We start from the raw sequence: 15,821 nt of genomic DNA on the forward strand, positions 1-15,821 counted from the left end.
GTTTTCCGGCGGCGGCGCGCCGCTACGGCGACAGCGGCAGATGCAGGAACTGGTTGAACGCGCTGGGTACGTAATCGCCGAACGCCGGCCCGTTGCGGAAGCCGCGTCGGCGATACAAAGCCAGCGCCGGCGCGAATGCCGCGCCGCTGCCGGTCTCCAGGCTCAGCCGTTGCAGGCCTTCGGCACGGGCGAGCGCGATCAGGTGGTCGAGCAGTGCCGCGGCCGCGCCCTGGCGCAGGAACGACGGATGCGTGCGCATCGACTTCAGCTCGCCACCGCCATCGTCCAGCGTCCGCAACGCGCCGACCGCGGCCAGCGCCTCATCACGCCACACGCTCCACACCCGCACCTGCGGCTGCCGCAGACCGGACAGATCCAGCGCATACACGCTGCCCGGCGGCGACTGTGCATGCATCTGCTGCACGTGGTACTCCAGCAACCCACGCACCGCCGGATCGTCCAGTTCCCCCGGCCGGATCACAAACGCCCCCACCGTCACCGCAACGCTCCGCCTCTGCGAATCCCCATTCCCCACTCCCGAATCCCCGCAGTCAAAACGACACGTCCACCGCCTGCCGCGCCCACAGCACCGACTGATGCCCGGTGGCCTGCTTCCACGCCAGCCGGATCGCCTCGATGTCGGCGCGGCGCTGCGGGGTGTCCTCGTGCAGAATCACCAGCACCTTGGTGTTGAGCCGGTTCGGCTCCTTGGCGCCGCGGAACAGCCACTGGCCGTAGGCATCGAACACGGTCAGGCCGTCGGGAAAGCGCGGCGTCACTTCCTTGTCCAGGAACGCGCGCCAGCGCGCCTCGCTGATCGGCTCGGCCTGCGGGCGGTCGGCCGGGCCGCTCTCCTCGCCGACGCCGAAGTACAGCTCGCTGCGCACCCAGCCGCTGGCCTGCGCCGGCCGCGCCGCATCGCCCTGCATGGTCGCGCTGACCTTGCTCGGCGCGGTGGGGGCAGACGGGGCGACGCTGGCGCAAGCGCTCAGGGCCAGGAGGACGGCGATCAACGGGGCACGCAGCAGCATCGGCAAGGTCTCGGTCGGAAGGGGCAGGCAACACACGATCGTAGGCCAGGTGCGGACCGGGCCGGATAACCGCCGAGCATGAGCTCATGCCCGAGCGCACCGAACACGCGGCTCGCACATCGCCTTAACGTCGGGCTAATATATCGCTTCATCCGGATGGATGCAGCAACCTTTGCCGACCTCGGTCGACGCCATGGCCGGCGCGGCCGGTCTTGATGGTCATCGTTTCAGGAGAGAGCCCCCATGTCGTCCCCGTTCGTCAGGCCGTTGAGCCTGGCCATCGCCCTGGCCCTGGCGGCCCCCGCCTTCGCCCAGGACGCCGCCCCGGCCACCACGACCAATCTGGACACAGTGATCGTCACCGGCACCCGCGCCAGCGGCCGCACCGTGCTCGAATCCACCGCCCCGGTGGACGTGCTCAGCGCCGAGGACATCCGCAAGGCCGGCGTGGTCAACGGCGAACTCGGCAGCGCGCTGCAGGCGCTGCTGCCCTCCTTCAACTTCCCGCGCCAGTCCAACTCCGGCGGCGCCGACCACGTGCGCGCCGCGCAACTGCGCGGGCTCTCGCCCGACCAGGTGCTGGTGCTGGTCAACGGCAAGCGCCGCCACACCTCGGCGCTGGTCAACACCGACAGCAAGATCGGCAAGGGCACCACGCCTGTGGACTTCAACGCGATCCCGATCAGCGCGATCAAGCGCATCGAGGTGCTGCGCGACGGCGCCGGTGCGCAGTACGGCTCCGACGCGGTGGCCGGGGTGATCAACGTGATCCTCGACGACGACCCGGACAGCGGTGCGCTGGAAGCCAGCTACGGCGCCAACCACACCGACGTCAAGCCGATCCACCGCACCCTCACCGACGGCCAGACCGGCTATGCCAGCGGCAAGGTCGGCACGCGCCTGGGCGAGGACGGCGGCTTCTTCAAGGTCGGCCTGGAACTGAAGAACCACGAAGCCACCAACCGCGCCGGCTTCGACCAGATCCCCTCGTTCGAGGAACAGACCCCGGCCAACCTGGCCCTGGCCGGCAAGCGCAACTACGCGCTCGGCGACGGCGCCAGCAAGGACCTCAACGCCTGGCTCAACGGCAAGCTGCCGTTCGGCCAGAGCAGCGAGGTCTACGCCTTCGGCACCTACAACCAGCGCGACACCCAGGGCGACAACTACTTCCGCTATCCCGACGGCGCCGCCAACTGGACCCAGGTGTATCCGCAGGGCTACCGCCCGGTGTCGCTGGGCGAGAACCGCGACCTGCAGGCGGTGCTCGGCGCGCGCGGGCAGTGGGGCGAATGGGCCTACGACGCCAGCCTCGACTACGGCCGCAACGACTTCACCTACCGGCTCAAGCACTCGCTCAACGCCTCGCTGGGCCCGGGCAGCCCGACCCGCTTCAAGACCGGCGACTACGCGTTCGAGCAAGGCGTGGCCAACCTCGACCTGAGCCGCAGCTTCGACGCCGCCGGCGCCACCCACACCGTGGGCACCGGCGTGGAACTGCGCCGCGAGCACTACCGCACCCGCCCGGGCGACCCGGCCAGCTACGCCGCCGGCCCCTACACCGACCGCCCCACCGGCGCCCAGGCCGGCGGCGGCCTGACCCCGCAGGACGCGGCCGACCTGTCGCGCAACGTCGCCAGCCTCTACGCCAGCGTGTCCAGCCAGTTCGGCGACAAGCTCTCCACCGACCTGGCCGCGCGCTACGAGCACTACCAGGACTTCGGCGGCGAACTGACCGGCAAGCTGGCCGCGCGCTACGAGTTCGTCCCGGCGTTCGCCCTGCGCGGCGCGATCTCCAACAACTTCCGCGCGCCGTCGCTGAGCCAGATCGGCTACGAGGCCAGTTCCACCGGCTACAACGCCAACGGGCAGTTGCTGCAGGGCCGCCTGCTCTCGGTCGACAACCCGATCGCGCAGGCGCTGGGCGCGCGCACGCTGCAGCCGGAGAAGTCGCGCAACTACAGCCTGGGCTTCACCAGCCGCGTCGGCAGCCACTTCGACCTGTCGCTGGACCTGTTCCAGATCGACATCGACAAGCGCATCGCGCTGTCGGAAAGCATCGACGGCGACGCCCTGACCGACTTCGTCGCGCAGCGCTTCGGCATCACCGGCCTGCAGAGCGCCAGCTTCTTCGTCAACGCCGCCGACACCCGCACCCGCGGCGCCGAACTGGTCAGCAACTGGCGGCAGGCGCTGGGCCAGGGCCAACTGCAGCTGACCGGCACCTGGAGCTACGCCAAGACCGAACTGGAGAACGTGGTGGCCACGCCGGCGCAGCTGCTGGCGCTGAATCCGGACTACGTGCTGTTCGGCGTGGAGGAGCGCAACACCCTGACCGAGGCGACCCCGCGTACCCGCGCGCAGCTGGCGGCGAACTGGAGCGACGCGCGCTGGTCGCTGCAGACCCGCGTCACCCGCTACGGCAGCGCCACCCGCGTGTTCGACTTCGGCGGCGGCTTCGCCCCGGAGCAGACCTACAGCGCCAAGTGGCAACTCGACGCCGAGGTCGAGTATCACCTCACCCCGCAGTGGAGCGTGGCGGTGGGCGGCCAGAACCTCACCGACGCCTACGCCGACCGCTCCAAGCCGGACATCGCCTACTTCGGCAACCTGCCCTACGACGTGCTCTCGCCGATCGGCAGCAATGGCGCTTACTACTATGGGCGGGTGCGGTACACCTTCTGACGAAGGTGTGGGGAATGGGGAGACGGGAATCGGGAATGGGAAGGAGCGGGGAATCGGAAATCGAGAAACGGGAATCGGAAGAGCAAGAGCCTGCCCGCACGGCTGTTGCTTTCCCCATTCCCGATTCCCGCCTCCCCATTCCCAGCTCCAATCCACCTGGCGCTAACGCTGTCCCGTTCATCATGAACAGATGGCAGACGCGCTCCCCCTCCGACCGCCGCCGCCGCGTCTGGACGATGCCTGCGCATTGTTCCTGGACGTGGACGGCACCCTCATCGCCTTTGCCGAACGCCCCGACCAGGTGCAGTTGCTGCCCGAGGTGCGTGAGGCGATCGGCCGCCTGCACCAGCGCCTCGGTGGCGCGGTGGCGCTGGTCAGCGGACGTCCGCTGACGCAGCTGGACGCCTTGTTCGCGCCACTGCGGCTGCCCGCTGCCGGGCTGCACGGCCACGAGCTGCGCAGCGCCGCCGACGCGCAGGCGGCGATGCCCGCAGACACCTCCGACTTTCTCCATGCGCTGCATGCGCGCGCCGCACATTTGCGCCAGGCGCATCCGGGCGTGCTGGTCGAAGACAAGGGCGCCAGCATGGCCCTGCATTGGCGGGCCGCGCCGGCCGCCGCGGAGGCGGTCCTGGCGTTCGCCAACGAACAGCTCGGCGACCTGCCCGGCTACCGCCTGCAGCCCGGCGACCACGTGGTCGAGTTCGTGCCCGAAGGCAGCGACAAGGGCGTGGCGCTGACCACGCTGCTGCAGCAGCCGCCGTTCCGCGGGCGCCGCCCGGTGTTCGTCGGCGACGATCTCACCGACGAATTCGGCTTCGCCGCGGCCAACCAGGCCGGCGGCTGGAGCGTGCTGGTCGGCAGCCGCGCCGACAGCGTCGCCACCTATGCGCTGCCCGATCCACGCGGCGTACACGCCTGGCTGCGCGATAACGCCGGATGAGGCCGCCGCAACGCCCGTCCGTCCGCGCCCCGTGGCCGTTTCCCCCACTGCTTCCGCACAAGGACCCGTCCGCTCCATGAGTTCCCCCAATCTCGACCTCGGCGTCATCGGCAACGGCAGCTTCGGCGCCCTGATCGACAAACGGGCCAGCGTGGTGTGGAGCTGCCTGCCGGCCTTCGACGGCGACCCGGCGTTCTGCGCCCTGCTCTCCCCACGCGCGCATCCAGGCGGCGATTTCAGCATCGACCTGGAAGACTTCGTCGACAGCGACCAGCACTACCTGGCCAACACCGCGATCCTGCGCACGGTGTTGCGCGACGCCCACGGCGGCGCGGTGGAGGTGATCGACTTCGCCCCGCGCTGGCGCAACCACGGCCGCTTCTACCGGCCGGTGAGCATCATCCGCCAGGTGCGGCCGTTGGCCGGCAACCCGCGCATCCGCGTGCGCGCGCGGCCGCTGGCCGACTGGGGCGCGCGCCAGCCGGAGAGCACCTGGGGCAGCAACCACGTGCGCTGGCTGCTGCCGGATTTCACCCTGCGCCTGACCACCGACGTGCCGGTGCGCTTCATCCGCGAAGAACTGCCGTTCGTGCTCAACCACCCGGTCAACCTGATGCTGGGCGTGGACGAATCGCTGACCCGCTCGCTCACCGGCTACATCCAGGAAGCGCAGGAACGCACCGAGGAATACTGGCGCGAGTGGGTGCGCTATCTGTCGGTGCCGCTGGACTGGCAGGAGGCGGTGATCCGCAGCGCGATCACGCTGAAGCTGTGCCAGTACGAGGACAGCGGCGCGATCATCGCGGCGATGACCACTTCCATTCCGGAGGCGCCGGACACCCCGCGCAACTGGGACTACCGCTACTGCTGGCTGCGCGATGCCGCCTTCGTGGTGCGCGCGCTGAACCGGCTCGGCGCCACCCGCACCATGGAGCAGTTCCTCGGCTACATCTTCAACATCGCCACCACCGACGGCAGTCTGCAGCCGCTGTACGGCATCGGCTTCGAGGCGGCGCTGGAGGAACACGAGGTCGAGTCGCTGGCCGGCTACCGCGGCATGGGCCCGGTGCGGCGCGGCAACCTGGCCTGGATCCAGAAGCAGCACGACGTGTACGGCAGCGTGGTGCTCGCCTCCACCCAGTTGTTCTTCGACCTGCGCCTGAAGGATCCCGGCGACACCCACACCTTCCTGCGCCTGGAACCGCTGGGCGAGCGCGCGTTCGAACTGCACGACGTGCCCGACGCCGGTCTGTGGGAATTCCGCGGCCGCGCCGAGGTGCACACCTACACCAGCGCGATGTGCTGGGCCGCCTGCGACCGCCTGGCCAAGATCGCCACGCGGCTGGGCCTGGAAGACCGCGTGCTGCACTGGCGCGAACGCGCCGACCGCATCCACGCACGCGTGCTGGCCGAGGCCTGGAGTGCGGAGCTGGGGCACTTCACCGACACCTTCAACGGCCACCGGCTGGACGCCTCGCTGCTGTTGCTGGCCGACATCGGGTTCATCGCCCCGGACGATCCGCGGTTCATCGCCACCGTCGAGGCGATCGGCCGCGATCTCAAGCATGGCGATGCGCTGTACCGCTACGTGGCGCCGGACGATTTCGGCGAACCGGAGACCAGCTTCACCATCTGCACGTTCTGGTACATCGACGCGCTGGCCGCGATCGGCCGCAAGGAGGAGGCGCGCGAGCTGTTCGAGCGCATCCTCGCCCGGCGCAATCACCTGGGCCTGCTGTCGGAGGATCTGGCCTTCGACAACGGCGAAGCCTGGGGCAATTTCCCGCAGACCTATTCGCATGTCGGCCTGATCATCGCCGCCATGCGCTTGTCGCGCAGTTGGCAGGAGGCATCATGAGCAGATTGGTGGTGGTATCCAACCGCGTGGCCTTGCCCGGCGAGAACCGCGCCGGCGGCCTGGCGGTTGGCTTGCTGGCGGCGCTGAAGGAGCGCGGCGGCGTCTGGTTCGGCTGGAGCGGCAAGACCGTGCGCGGCGACAGCGGCGCGATGCACGAACAGACCCAGGGCGATATCCGCTTCGTCACCATGGACCTCAATCGCGCCGACCTGGACGCGTACTACAACGGCTTCGCCAACCGCACGCTGTGGCCGCTGCTGCACTTCCGCCTGGACCTGGTCGACTACGACCGCGCCACGCGCGAGGGCTATCGCCGGGTCAATGCCATGTTCGCCGACAAGCTCGCGCCGCTGCTGCGCGAGGACGACACGGTGTGGATCCACGACTACCACCTGATTCCGCTGGCCTCGCTGCTGCGCGAGCGCGGCATCGGCTGCCGCATCGGCTTCTTCCTGCACGTGCCTTTCCCCTCGGCCGACCTGATCCAGGCGCTGCCGGACCACGCGCGGCTGTTCTCCGGCTTCTACGCCTACGACCTGATCGGCTTCCAGACCCGCCGCGACGTCGACCGCTTCCAGGCCTACGTGCGCCTGTTCGGCGGCGGCAAGGTGATCAAGGACGGCGTGTTGGAAGCGCCGGGCGGGCGCCGGTTCCGCGCGGCCATGTTCCCAATCGGCATCGACACCGAACTGATCGCGCAGCAGGCACGCGCGGCGATGTCCAAGCCGGCGGTGCGCGACCTGCGCAGCAGCCTGCGCGATCGCCAACTGGCGATCGGCGTGGACCGGCTGGACTACTCCAAGGGCCTGCCGGAACGCTTCCTCGGCTTCGAACGCTACCTGGAACGGCATGCGGACCAGCGCGGCAGCCTCACCTACCTGCAGATCGCGCCGGTCTCGCGCGGCGACGTCACCGAGTACAAGCAGCTGCGCAACCAGCTCGAGCAGATCGCCGGACACATCAACGGCGGCCATGCCGAGCCGGACTGGACCCCGCTGCGCTACGTCAACCGCAACTTCACCCACGCCACGCTCACCGGCTTCTACCGCGCTGCGCAGGTCGGCCTGGTGACGCCGTTGCGCGACGGCATGAACCTGGTGGCCAAGGAATACGTGGCCGCGCAGGACCCGGAGAATCCCGGCGTGCTGGTGCTGTCGCTGCTGGCCGGCGCCGCCGACGAACTGAAGGAGGCGCTGCTGGTCAATCCGCACGACCTGGACGGCGTCGCCGATGCCATCGCCACCGGCGCCTCGCTGCCCAAGCCCAAGCGCATCGAACGCTGGCAGGCGATGATGGATCACCTGCGCAAGCACGACATCAATGCGTGGCGCCAGCGCTATCTGCAGGCGCTCGAGAGCGTGCGCTAGCGGCATCGCGCGCTTCGCACGACGCGGCGCGCATCGCCTGCGCGTCGCACGATCCGACCTTGCACGCCATGCGGCGCCCGCCATGGCGCCGCATGACGCAGTGTTCCGTGTTCCGTCACGGCCCGACCACCTGCGTCGCCTAAAATAGCCAGCACGCGCCGCGCCGGTCCTCTGCTTTGCCAGACCACCCCAGCGCGGCCGCTGCTTCGCGATGCACGCCGCGCTTGCGGCCCCGCCCTCGCCTCTCCCCCCACGATCCGCCTGCACCGCCGCCGTTCGCGCCACGCGCAGGGATCCTCGTCGGATGTTTCGCTCATGACCGTTTCTTCCCCACCGAATGCCGGCCGCTGGCTGTTCGCCGGCTATGCCGTCCTCATCGCCGCGATCGGCGTCGCGCTCGCCGTCATGGGCGGGCAACTCGTCGCCGTCGGCGGCTCCTGGTACTACCTGCTCGCCGGCGTGGCGCTGGCTGTGTCCGGCCTGCTGCTCGCACTGGGCCGTCGCGTCGGCCTGTGGCTGTTCGGCGTCACCCTGGCCGCGACCATCGCCTGGGCCCTGGCCGAGGTCGGCCTGGACGGCTGGGCACTGATCCCGCGCCTGGCGATGATCTCGGTGCTCGGCCTGCTGCTGTTGCCATTCTGGAAGGTCGCACGTTGGCGCCTGGCGCCCGTCTCCGGCGTCGGCTACCTGCTGATCGCCGGCGTGCTGCCGGTGCTCGGCGCGGCGCTGGTGTTCGTGCCGCTGCTGTTCCCGCGCACGGTGGAACTGGCCGACCCCAGCCTGGCCGCGCAGCGCCCGCAGGCCGCCTTCAGCCGCGCCACGGTGGACAGCCCCGACGGCAACGTCGCCGGCAACCACGACGCCGGCAACTGGACCGCCTACGCCGGCTCCAACCTGTCCAACCACTACAGCCCGGGCGCGCAGATCACCCCGGACAACGTCAAGGACCTGAAGATCGCCTGGGAATTCCACACCGGCGACCTCAAGCCGGCCGGCTCCAAGCTCGGCTACGCGTTCCAGAACACCCCGCTGAAGGTCGGCGACCTGGTCTACATCTGCACGCCCACGCAGAAGGTGATCGCGGTGGAGGCCACCACCGGCAAGGAGCGCTGGCGCTTCGATCCGCACACCGATCCGAAGGCCATGGCCGGCGTCGCCGCCACCACCTGCCGCGGTGTGTCCTACTTCGAGGCCACCACGCCGGTCGCCGAATGCGCCAAGCGCATCTTCTGGCCGATGGTCGACGGCCGCCTGGGTGCGCTCGACGCCCTCACCGGCAAGCTGTGCGACAGCTTCGGCACGCACGGCTTTGTCGACCTCAACAAGGACACCGGCAACACCAAGCCCGGCTACGTCGGCCCGACCTCGCCGCCGGTGGTGATGCGCGGGGTGGTGATCCAGCCCACCGGGCAGATCCGCGACGGCCAGGAACGCGACGCGCCGTCTGGCGTGGTGCGTGCCTTCGACGCGGTCAGCGGGCAACTGCGCTGGGCCTGGGACCTGGGCAATCCGGCGATCGACGCGGCGCCGCCGGCCGGCCAGACCTACACCCGCTCCACCCCGAACGTGTGGTCGCTGATGGCCGCCGACGACCAGTTGGGCCTGGTCTACCTGCCCACCGGCAACGCCTCCGGCGACTTCTTCGGCAAGCAGCGCACGCCGCAGGAAGAGGAGTACACCGCCTCGCTGGTCGCGCTGGATGCGGCCACCGGCAAAGAACGCTGGCATTTCCGCACGGTCAATCACGACCTGTGGGACTACGACATCGGCCCGCAGCCGAACCTGGTGGATTTCCCGGTGCCCGGCGGCGGCACCCGCCCGGCGGTGATCCAGGCCACCAAGTCCGGCCAGGTGTTCGTGCTCGACCGCGAAACCGGCGCACCGATCATGCCGGTGGAGCAGAAGCCGGTGCCGCAGGGCACCGACCACGGCGACTGGACCGCCAGGACCCAACCGGTGTCCCCGGGCATGCCCAACACTGTCGGCGCGCCCAGCCACGAGTACGAGACCCTGGTCGAATCCGACGCCTGGGGCATCACCCCGTTCGATCAACTGGTATGCCGCATCCAGTTCAAGCGGCTGCGCTACGAAGGCATGTTCACCCCGCCCAGCCTGGGCGGCTCGCTGGCCTTCACCGGCAACCACGGCGGCATCAACTGGGGCGGCGTGTCGGTGGACCTGCAGCGCGGCATCATGGTGATGAACAGCAATCGCCTGCCCTACACCGAACACGTGTACCCGCGGCAGGAAATGCAGTCGCTGGGGGTGGTGTCGGTGTTCAACGGCAAGAGCAGGACGCCCGGCTACATGGCCCAGGAAGGCCTGCCCTACGGCGCGCGCAAGGAACCGTGGATGTCGCCGCTCAACACCCCGTGCGTGGCGCCGCCGTGGGGCTACATCTCCGGCGTGGACCTGCGCACCCAGCAGGTGATCTGGCGGCGCCCGCTGGGCACCGGCTACGACCAGGGCCCGATGGGCATCCCGTCGAAGATGAAGTTCGAACTGGGTACGCCCAACAACAGCGGCTCGCTGGCCACCGCCGGCGGCGTGACCTTCATCGGTGCGGCGCTGGACAACTTCCTGCGCGGCTACGACACCCAGACCGGCAAGCTGCTGTGGGAAGTGCGCGTGCCGGCCGGCCCGCAGGCCGCGCCGCTGAGCTACACCGTCAATGGCAAGCAGTACATCGTCGCGGCGATCGGCGGCCACGACCGAATGGACACCAAGGCCGGCGACAGCGTGATCGCCTGGACCTTGCCGGATGCGGCGGCGCCGGCGAAGTAACCGCCCACCGCGCCACCCGCCACCGGCCGCCTGCGGCCATGGCGGGTGGCCGACAGCGGCGTTGAGCGACCCGGCCAGGGGCGGCGGAACACCCCAGCGCCCGCCACAGGGTCTCCGCCGCTCACCCTGCTGCAATGCAGCATGTCAGAACACCCCATGCAGACGCCCACGGACGTTCAGGCCAAGTAAAGTTTCCGACGAACGGCAGGTGCAGGCGATCAAGCCAGCGTGGCGATGCGCCGATACTGGATAAGCCCCCGCGCGACCGCCTCGCCCTCGCGGCGATGCCCGTTGTTTCCCAGCCGGTGCAGACCATGCCCTCGCCATCCGCCGTTCCCCGCTTCACCACAGCCTCGTGGCTGCGCTCCCGTTCGACGCTGCTTGCCCTTTTCCATGCGCTGCTCCTGCTGGCGCTGGCCGGCTATGCGCTGCACGTCGGCCGCACGGTCGGTGCAACCGGATCGGCGCTACCGCGCTTGCTGCCGGCCCTGCTGATCGCCGTGGCGGTGGCCGTGGCGCTGGCCTGGCTCGGCAGGCGCAGCGCACCGCGTGCCCTGGAGCAGGCTACGCAGGCGCTGCAGGCGCTGGGCGAAGGTCGCTTCGCGCAACGGGTGGAACTAGAACTGGCCGGCGACGCGTCCGAAGTCGCCCTGCTGCGCGCGCTGCAGAACGCACAACAGGCGCTGGCCGCACGCCAGGCGCAGACCGAAGCAGAGCTGCAGCATGGCCGCTTCGTGATCCAGGCGCTGGACGACCTGGACACCATGGTGCGCATCGCCGACGACGATGGCCGCGTGCATTTCGCCAACCGCAAGCTGCTGCAGATGTTGAAGACCATCGAACCGGACGTGCAGCGCTTCCGTCCGGAATTCCGCGCCGAGCAGTTCGTCGGCGGCAGCATCGGCGACATCTATCCCGACAGCCAGGCGGCGATCGACCGCATGCGCGCACTGACCGGCTCCAAGCGCGTGCGCGCGCCGTTCTTCGGCCGCCAGATCGATTTCGTGTACAGCCCGATCGACGGCGCCGACGGCCGCCGCCTGGGCACCATCGCGCAATGGGAAGAGGTGACCGCACAGGTCAACGCCGAACAAGCGCTGGCCACGGTGATCGAAGCCGCCGCGCACGGCGATTTCAGCCAGCGCATCGAGACCGCGGCGATGGACGGCGTCCTCAAGTCGCTGGCCGAGGGCGTCAACCGCATCGCCGATGGAGTGGAAAGCAACCTCGCGCAACTGGCCGGGGCGCTGGCGGCACTGGCCGAAGGCGACCTCACCCACCGCGTCGACGGCCAGGCGCAGGGCGTGTTCGCGCGGTTGCGCGAGGACACCAACCGCACCGTTGCCAAGCTCACCGAGATCATCGTCGGCATCCAGGACTCGGCCGAAACGATCCGCCGCGCCGCCTCGGAGATCGCCGCGGGCAACACCGACCTGTCCGACCGCACCGAGCAGCAGGCCGCGAGCCTGGAGGAAACCGCCAGCTCGATGGAAGAGTTGACCTCGGCGGTGAAGCAGAACGCCGACAACGCCCAGCAGGCCAACGGCCTGGTGCAGAACACCGGCGAGGTCGCCCGTTCCGGCGGCAAGGTGATGGACGACGTGGTGACGACGATGCGCGCGATCAGCACGTCTTCGCAGCGCATCGGCGAGATCATCGGGGTGATCGACGGCATCGCCTTCCAGACCAATATCCTGGCGCTCAACGCGGCGGTGGAAGCCGCGCGCGCCGGCGAACAGGGCCGTGGGTTCGCCGTGGTCGCCTCGGAAGTGCGCTCGCTGGCGCAGCGCTCGGCCGATGCGGCCAAGGAGATCAAGGAACTGATCGAGGCCTCCACACGCACCGTCGGCGAAGGCGCCGAACTGGTCAACCGCGCCGGCGCCACCATGCACGAGATCGTCGGTTCGGTGCAGCGGGTCACCGGCCTGATCGGCGAGATCAGCGCAGCCAGCGGCGAGCAGTCCAGCGGCATCGAACAGGTCAACCGCACCGTGGCGCAACTGGACGAGGTGACCCAGCGCAACGCCGCCCTGGTCGAGGAAGCCACCGCCGCCGCGCGCAGCATGGAGGAACAGGCCGGTGGGCTGGCTGCGGCGGTTGCGGTGTTCCGGATCGACAGCGGCCGCGCCGGCGGCAGCGACGGCAAGGTCGTGCCGTTCGCGCGCGGCGCCGGCTGAGCCGGTCCGCGCGAGGCGCTCAGTCCAGAAAGCGCGCGCGCTGTTGCGGTTCCGGCAGGAAACACTGTGCAGTCGTGCCGAACCAGCGATGGCGGTTGCGCGCCAGCACGCGGTAGCCGGCATCGCGCCAGCGACGCGGCAGCAGGCGCAGCAACGCGACGCTGCGCCACACGCCGCCAAGCCCGGCGATCACCGCGATCGCCGCGTCCGAATCGGTCAAGGCACCGTGCCGTGTCAGCAGCAGGAACGACAGCGGATCGGCCGGATCCAGGCCATGCTCGCGCAACAGCGCGCTGCCGCGCGGCGACTGCATCGCCGCGAAGCGGTAGCGGCCGCGGCGATCGAAGCGCAGCAGGAACCGCACCCAGCGGCTGCACAGCGCGCATACCCCATCGAACACGACGATGGCCGTGTCTTCCGACGCCGCAGGCGCCGCACCCGGTGGCGGCTCAGGCCGGCGCAAGCCAACCCTCGTAGCGGATGAACGGGCCGATCCACGGCAGCGTCACCGCAATCACGAACGCGTAGCGGCCGTCGCGCTGGTCTTCGCGGCAGTGCACGCCGGCCAGCCAACGTCGCGGCAGCGGCAGCACGCCGAAGGCCCAGGCGCGGGCAGCACGCCATTCGATGCCGGCACCGTCGACCCGCAAGGCGAATTCGAAGACCACCGCGCCCAGGCGCTCGCGTAGCCGGCCGCGGTGCAGCCATAGCCCGGACGGCATGGCATGCGTGCCGAAGCGGCGTTCCCAGCGCTCGCCGCGGGCATCGGCGCGGAACACCACCTCCACCGGCGTCGCCGGCCCGGTGCGCGGCAACCGCACCAGCCACGCGCACAGCGGCAGCAGCGGGTGGCGGCCGCGCTGCACCATCGCCTGGCCGACATAGCGCGACTGCGACGAGGGCGTGTGCAGCGCGCGCAGCACCGGCGGCAATTGCGCGAACGCCGGCCCCAGCACCTGCGCGAACAGCGGCGGCGTCAGGGCGCGATCCACGCCAGGGTCGCCATGCGTCCACTACGGCGGTCGCGCCGATAGGAGTAGAAGCGCTGCGCATCGGCGATGGTGCACAGCCCGCCACCGTGGATCTGCTCCGGGTCCATGCCGGCCGCGACCAGACGTTGCCGCGCCAGCGCGTACAGGTCCACCAACCAATGACCGGGCCGGGTGGCGACGAACGCGGCCGCGGCGGCCGGATCGTGGCGCAGGAACGCCTCGCGCACCTCGACGCCGATCTCGTAGTGCTGCGGTCCGGCCGCCGGTCCCAGCCAGGCCTGCAATTGCGCTGGCGCCGTGCGCAGCGCGGCGATGGTGGCCTCGAGCATGCCGCCGGCCAGCCCCTGCCAGCCGGCATGCGCGGCGCCGACCTCGCTGCCGTCGCGGGCGGCGAACACCACCGGCAGGCAGTCGGCAGTCAGGATCGCCAGCACCACCCCCGGCTCGGCGGTGACCGCGGCATCGGCGGTCGGCTCGGCGTCGATGCCGGTCCCGCGGGGCGGCGCGTCGAAGCGCAGCACCTGCACACCGTGCACCTGCCGCAGCCAATGCGGCGGCGTCGGCAGCGCCAGGCGCGCGGCCAACTCATCGCGGTTGCGCTGCACCGTGGCCGGGTCGTCGCCGTCGGCGGCGCTGCGGTTGCCCAGGTTGAAGCGGTCGAATGGCGGCAACGAGGCGCCGGCGCCATGGCGCAGCGTGGTCAGGGCATGGACGCGGGGCGGGGCTGGCCAGTCGGCCGACAATGCGAAGTCGCTCATCGGCAACGCCCGCGGCCGACACCGGGCGCCATGCCGGCAGCCTGGCGTCCCAGGCCACGTCCCAGGTGGGAGCCGCGCGCCATGGCGCGGGAGAGCGACGCCGCGGCCATGTTCAGCGCCGCGTCCGCTCGGCCGCCGCCTGCGCATCCGCGCGCAGGGAGGCCATCAACTGCTGCAGGTCGGCCGGCACCGCGGCGGTGGCGCGGACCGGCTCGCCGCTCAGCGGGTGCTTGAACTCCAGGGTCTCGGCGTGCAGCGCCTGGCGCTTGAAACCGCGCAGTTCGGCGATCAGTTCGTCGCTGGCGCCCTTGGGCAGCTTCAGCGGGCCGCCGTACAGCGGGTCACCGACGATGGGGTGCTTGAGGTGCGCCATGTGCACGCGGATCTGGTGGGTGCGGCCGGTTTCCAGGCGGCATTCCAGGGCCGTGTGGGCGCGGAAGCGTTCGCGCAGCCGGTAGTGGGTGACCGCGTCGCGGCCGTCCTCGCGCACCGCCATGCGCAGGCGGTCGCGCGGGTGGCGGTCGATCGGCGCGTTGGCGGTGCCGCCGGAGACCAGGGCCCCGACCACCACCGCCAGGTACTGCCGGTGCACGTCGCGCGCCGACAGCTGCGCCACCAGCGAGGTATGCGCCTGCAGGGTCCGCGCCACCACCATGGCGCCGCTGGTGTCCTTGTCCAGGCGGTGCACGATGCCGGCGCGCGGCAGCGCCGACAGCCCCGGGTCGCGGTACAGCAAGGCGTTGACCAGGGTGCCGCTGGGGTTGCCGGCGCCCGGGTGCACCACCAGCCCGGCCGGCTTGTTCAGCACGATGACCTGGTCGTCCTCGTACAGCACCTCCAGCGGGATGTCCTCGGGCAGGGCGTGGGTCTGGGTATCCAGCACCGCGTGCAGGCTGGCGATCTCGCCGCCGCGCAGCGCATCGCGCGGCCGCGCCGGGGCGCCGTCGAGCAGGGCGTCGCCGGATTTGATCCATTCGGCCAGGCGCGAACGCGAGTATTCGGGAAACAGTTCGGCCAGCACCGCGTCGAAGCGGCGGCCGGCGGCGTGATCGGGGACGCGCGCCTGGCGCGGGCCGTCGCTGACGGCGTCCTCGGGCAGATCCGGGGGGGTATGGGGCATGGCAGGTGCACGGCTTGGGTCGGAAAAGGAGGGTCGCGGCGGCCGTAGTCAGTCGCAGGACAGGCCACTAGGCTATCATCGCCCCTTCGTATTCCTGCCCTGCCGCGCC

General features: G+C 70.5%; 12 protein-coding genes. 6 read left to right on the top strand and 6 right to left on the bottom strand.

Going from position 1 to position 15,821, the window contains the following annotated elements:
• Nucleotides 1–22: 22 nt before the first annotated feature.
• Together RAB71_RS15860 and RAB71_RS15865 are read right to left on the bottom strand one after the other, a co-directional pair.
• Nucleotides 23–481 (bottom strand): GNAT family N-acetyltransferase, encoded by a 459-nt coding sequence (locus tag RAB71_RS15860; RefSeq protein ID WP_040902338.1) that lies wholly within the window; start codon nucleotides 479–481, stop codon nucleotides 23–25.
• A gap of 70 nt (nucleotides 482–551) precedes the next feature.
• Complete coding sequence (locus RAB71_RS15865) at nucleotides 552–1,031, bottom strand: DUF3574 domain-containing protein (RefSeq protein ID WP_010344366.1); 480 nt, start codon at nucleotides 1,029–1,031, stop codon at nucleotides 552–554.
• Nucleotides 1,032–1,274: 243 nt separating this feature from the next.
• Between RAB71_RS15865 and RAB71_RS15870 the strand changes: the two genes are divergently transcribed.
• The 6 genes from RAB71_RS15870 (at nucleotide 1,275) to RAB71_RS15895 (ending at nucleotide 12,842) form a co-directional block, all read left to right on the top strand.
• Nucleotides 1,275–3,713 (top strand): TonB-dependent siderophore receptor, encoded by a 2,439-nt coding sequence (locus RAB71_RS15870; protein WP_010344367.1) that lies wholly within the window; start codon nucleotides 1,275–1,277, stop codon nucleotides 3,711–3,713.
• A gap of 190 nt (nucleotides 3,714–3,903) precedes the next feature.
• Nucleotides 3,904–4,656 carry a trehalose-phosphatase gene (gene otsB, locus RAB71_RS15875; RefSeq protein WP_010344368.1) on the top strand — a complete coding sequence of 251 codons (753 nt, stop codon included), beginning with the start codon at nucleotides 3,904–3,906 and terminating at the stop codon, nucleotides 4,654–4,656.
• Between the two features lie 76 nt (nucleotides 4,657–4,732).
• Complete coding sequence (locus tag RAB71_RS15880) at nucleotides 4,733–6,514, top strand: glycoside hydrolase family 15 protein (RefSeq protein ID WP_010344369.1); 1,782 nt, start codon at nucleotides 4,733–4,735, stop codon at nucleotides 6,512–6,514.
• Nucleotides 6,511–7,881, top strand: a complete 1,371-nt coding sequence (otsA, locus tag RAB71_RS15885) for an alpha,alpha-trehalose-phosphate synthase (UDP-forming) (RefSeq protein WP_010344370.1) — start codon at nucleotides 6,511–6,513, stop codon at nucleotides 7,879–7,881. The genes RAB71_RS15880 and otsA overlap by 4 nt, the downstream gene beginning before the upstream one ends.
• Nucleotides 7,882–8,232: 351 nt before the next feature.
• On the top strand, nucleotides 8,233–10,665 hold the full coding sequence (locus RAB71_RS15890; protein ID WP_029562303.1) for a membrane-bound PQQ-dependent dehydrogenase, glucose/quinate/shikimate family: 2,433 nt from the start codon (nucleotides 8,233–8,235) through the stop codon (nucleotides 10,663–10,665).
• 314 nt (nucleotides 10,666–10,979) lie between these two features.
• Nucleotides 10,980–12,842 carry a methyl-accepting chemotaxis protein gene (locus RAB71_RS15895; protein WP_029562304.1) on the top strand — a complete coding sequence of 621 codons (1,863 nt, stop codon included), beginning with the start codon at nucleotides 10,980–10,982 and terminating at the stop codon, nucleotides 12,840–12,842.
• Between the two features lie 19 nt (nucleotides 12,843–12,861).
• Here the strand turns inward: RAB71_RS15895 and RAB71_RS15900 are convergent, their stop codons facing one another.
• From RAB71_RS15900 to rluD, 4 genes are all read right to left on the bottom strand, one after another.
• Nucleotides 12,862–13,305 (bottom strand): thiol-disulfide oxidoreductase DCC family protein, encoded by a 444-nt coding sequence (locus RAB71_RS15900; protein WP_029562305.1) that lies wholly within the window; start codon nucleotides 13,303–13,305, stop codon nucleotides 12,862–12,864.
• On the bottom strand, nucleotides 13,292–13,834 hold the full coding sequence (locus RAB71_RS15905) for a DUF4166 domain-containing protein (RefSeq protein ID WP_010344374.1): 543 nt from the start codon (nucleotides 13,832–13,834) through the stop codon (nucleotides 13,292–13,294). Before RAB71_RS15905 ends, RAB71_RS15900 begins: the two co-directional genes overlap by 14 nt.
• The gene (pgeF, locus tag RAB71_RS15910) at nucleotides 13,819–14,592 is read right to left on the bottom strand and encodes a peptidoglycan editing factor PgeF (RefSeq protein WP_010344375.1); all 774 of its coding nucleotides are present in this window, start codon (nucleotides 14,590–14,592) and stop codon (nucleotides 13,819–13,821) included. The genes RAB71_RS15905 and pgeF overlap by 16 nt, the downstream gene beginning before the upstream one ends.
• A gap of 112 nt (nucleotides 14,593–14,704) precedes the next feature.
• A complete protein-coding gene (rluD, locus tag RAB71_RS15915; protein WP_010344376.1) occupies nucleotides 14,705–15,712 on the bottom strand; it encodes a 23S rRNA pseudouridine(1911/1915/1917) synthase RluD in 1,008 nt (335 codons plus the stop codon).
• Nucleotides 15,713–15,821: the final 109 nt, after the last annotated feature.

Source organism: Xanthomonas sacchari (genome assembly GCF_040529065.1).
Lineage (GTDB): Bacteria > Pseudomonadota > Gammaproteobacteria > Xanthomonadales > Xanthomonadaceae > Xanthomonas_A > Xanthomonas_A sacchari.

Bases quoted from the DNA above. Each gene is read 5' to 3' on its own strand.
- otsB (WP_010344368.1), top strand. From the start codon at position 3,904: ATGGCAGACGCGCTCCCCCTCCGACCGCCGCCGCCGCGTCTGGACGAT.
- pgeF (WP_010344375.1), bottom strand. From the start codon at position 14,592: ATGAGCGACTTCGCATTGTCGGCCGACTGGCCAGCCCCGCCCCGCGTC.
- otsA (WP_010344370.1), top strand. From the start codon at position 6,511: ATGAGCAGATTGGTGGTGGTATCCAACCGCGTGGCCTTGCCCGGCGAG.
- rluD (WP_010344376.1), bottom strand. From the start codon at position 15,712: ATGCCCCATACCCCCCCGGATCTGCCCGAGGACGCCGTCAGCGACGGC.
- RAB71_RS15870 (WP_010344367.1), top strand. From the start codon at position 1,275: ATGTCGTCCCCGTTCGTCAGGCCGTTGAGCCTGGCCATCGCCCTGGCC.
- RAB71_RS15880 (WP_010344369.1), top strand. From the start codon at position 4,733: ATGAGTTCCCCCAATCTCGACCTCGGCGTCATCGGCAACGGCAGCTTC.
- RAB71_RS15895 (WP_029562304.1), top strand. From the start codon at position 10,980: ATGCCCTCGCCATCCGCCGTTCCCCGCTTCACCACAGCCTCGTGGCTG.
- RAB71_RS15865 (WP_010344366.1), bottom strand. From the start codon at position 1,031: ATGCTGCTGCGTGCCCCGTTGATCGCCGTCCTCCTGGCCCTGAGCGCT.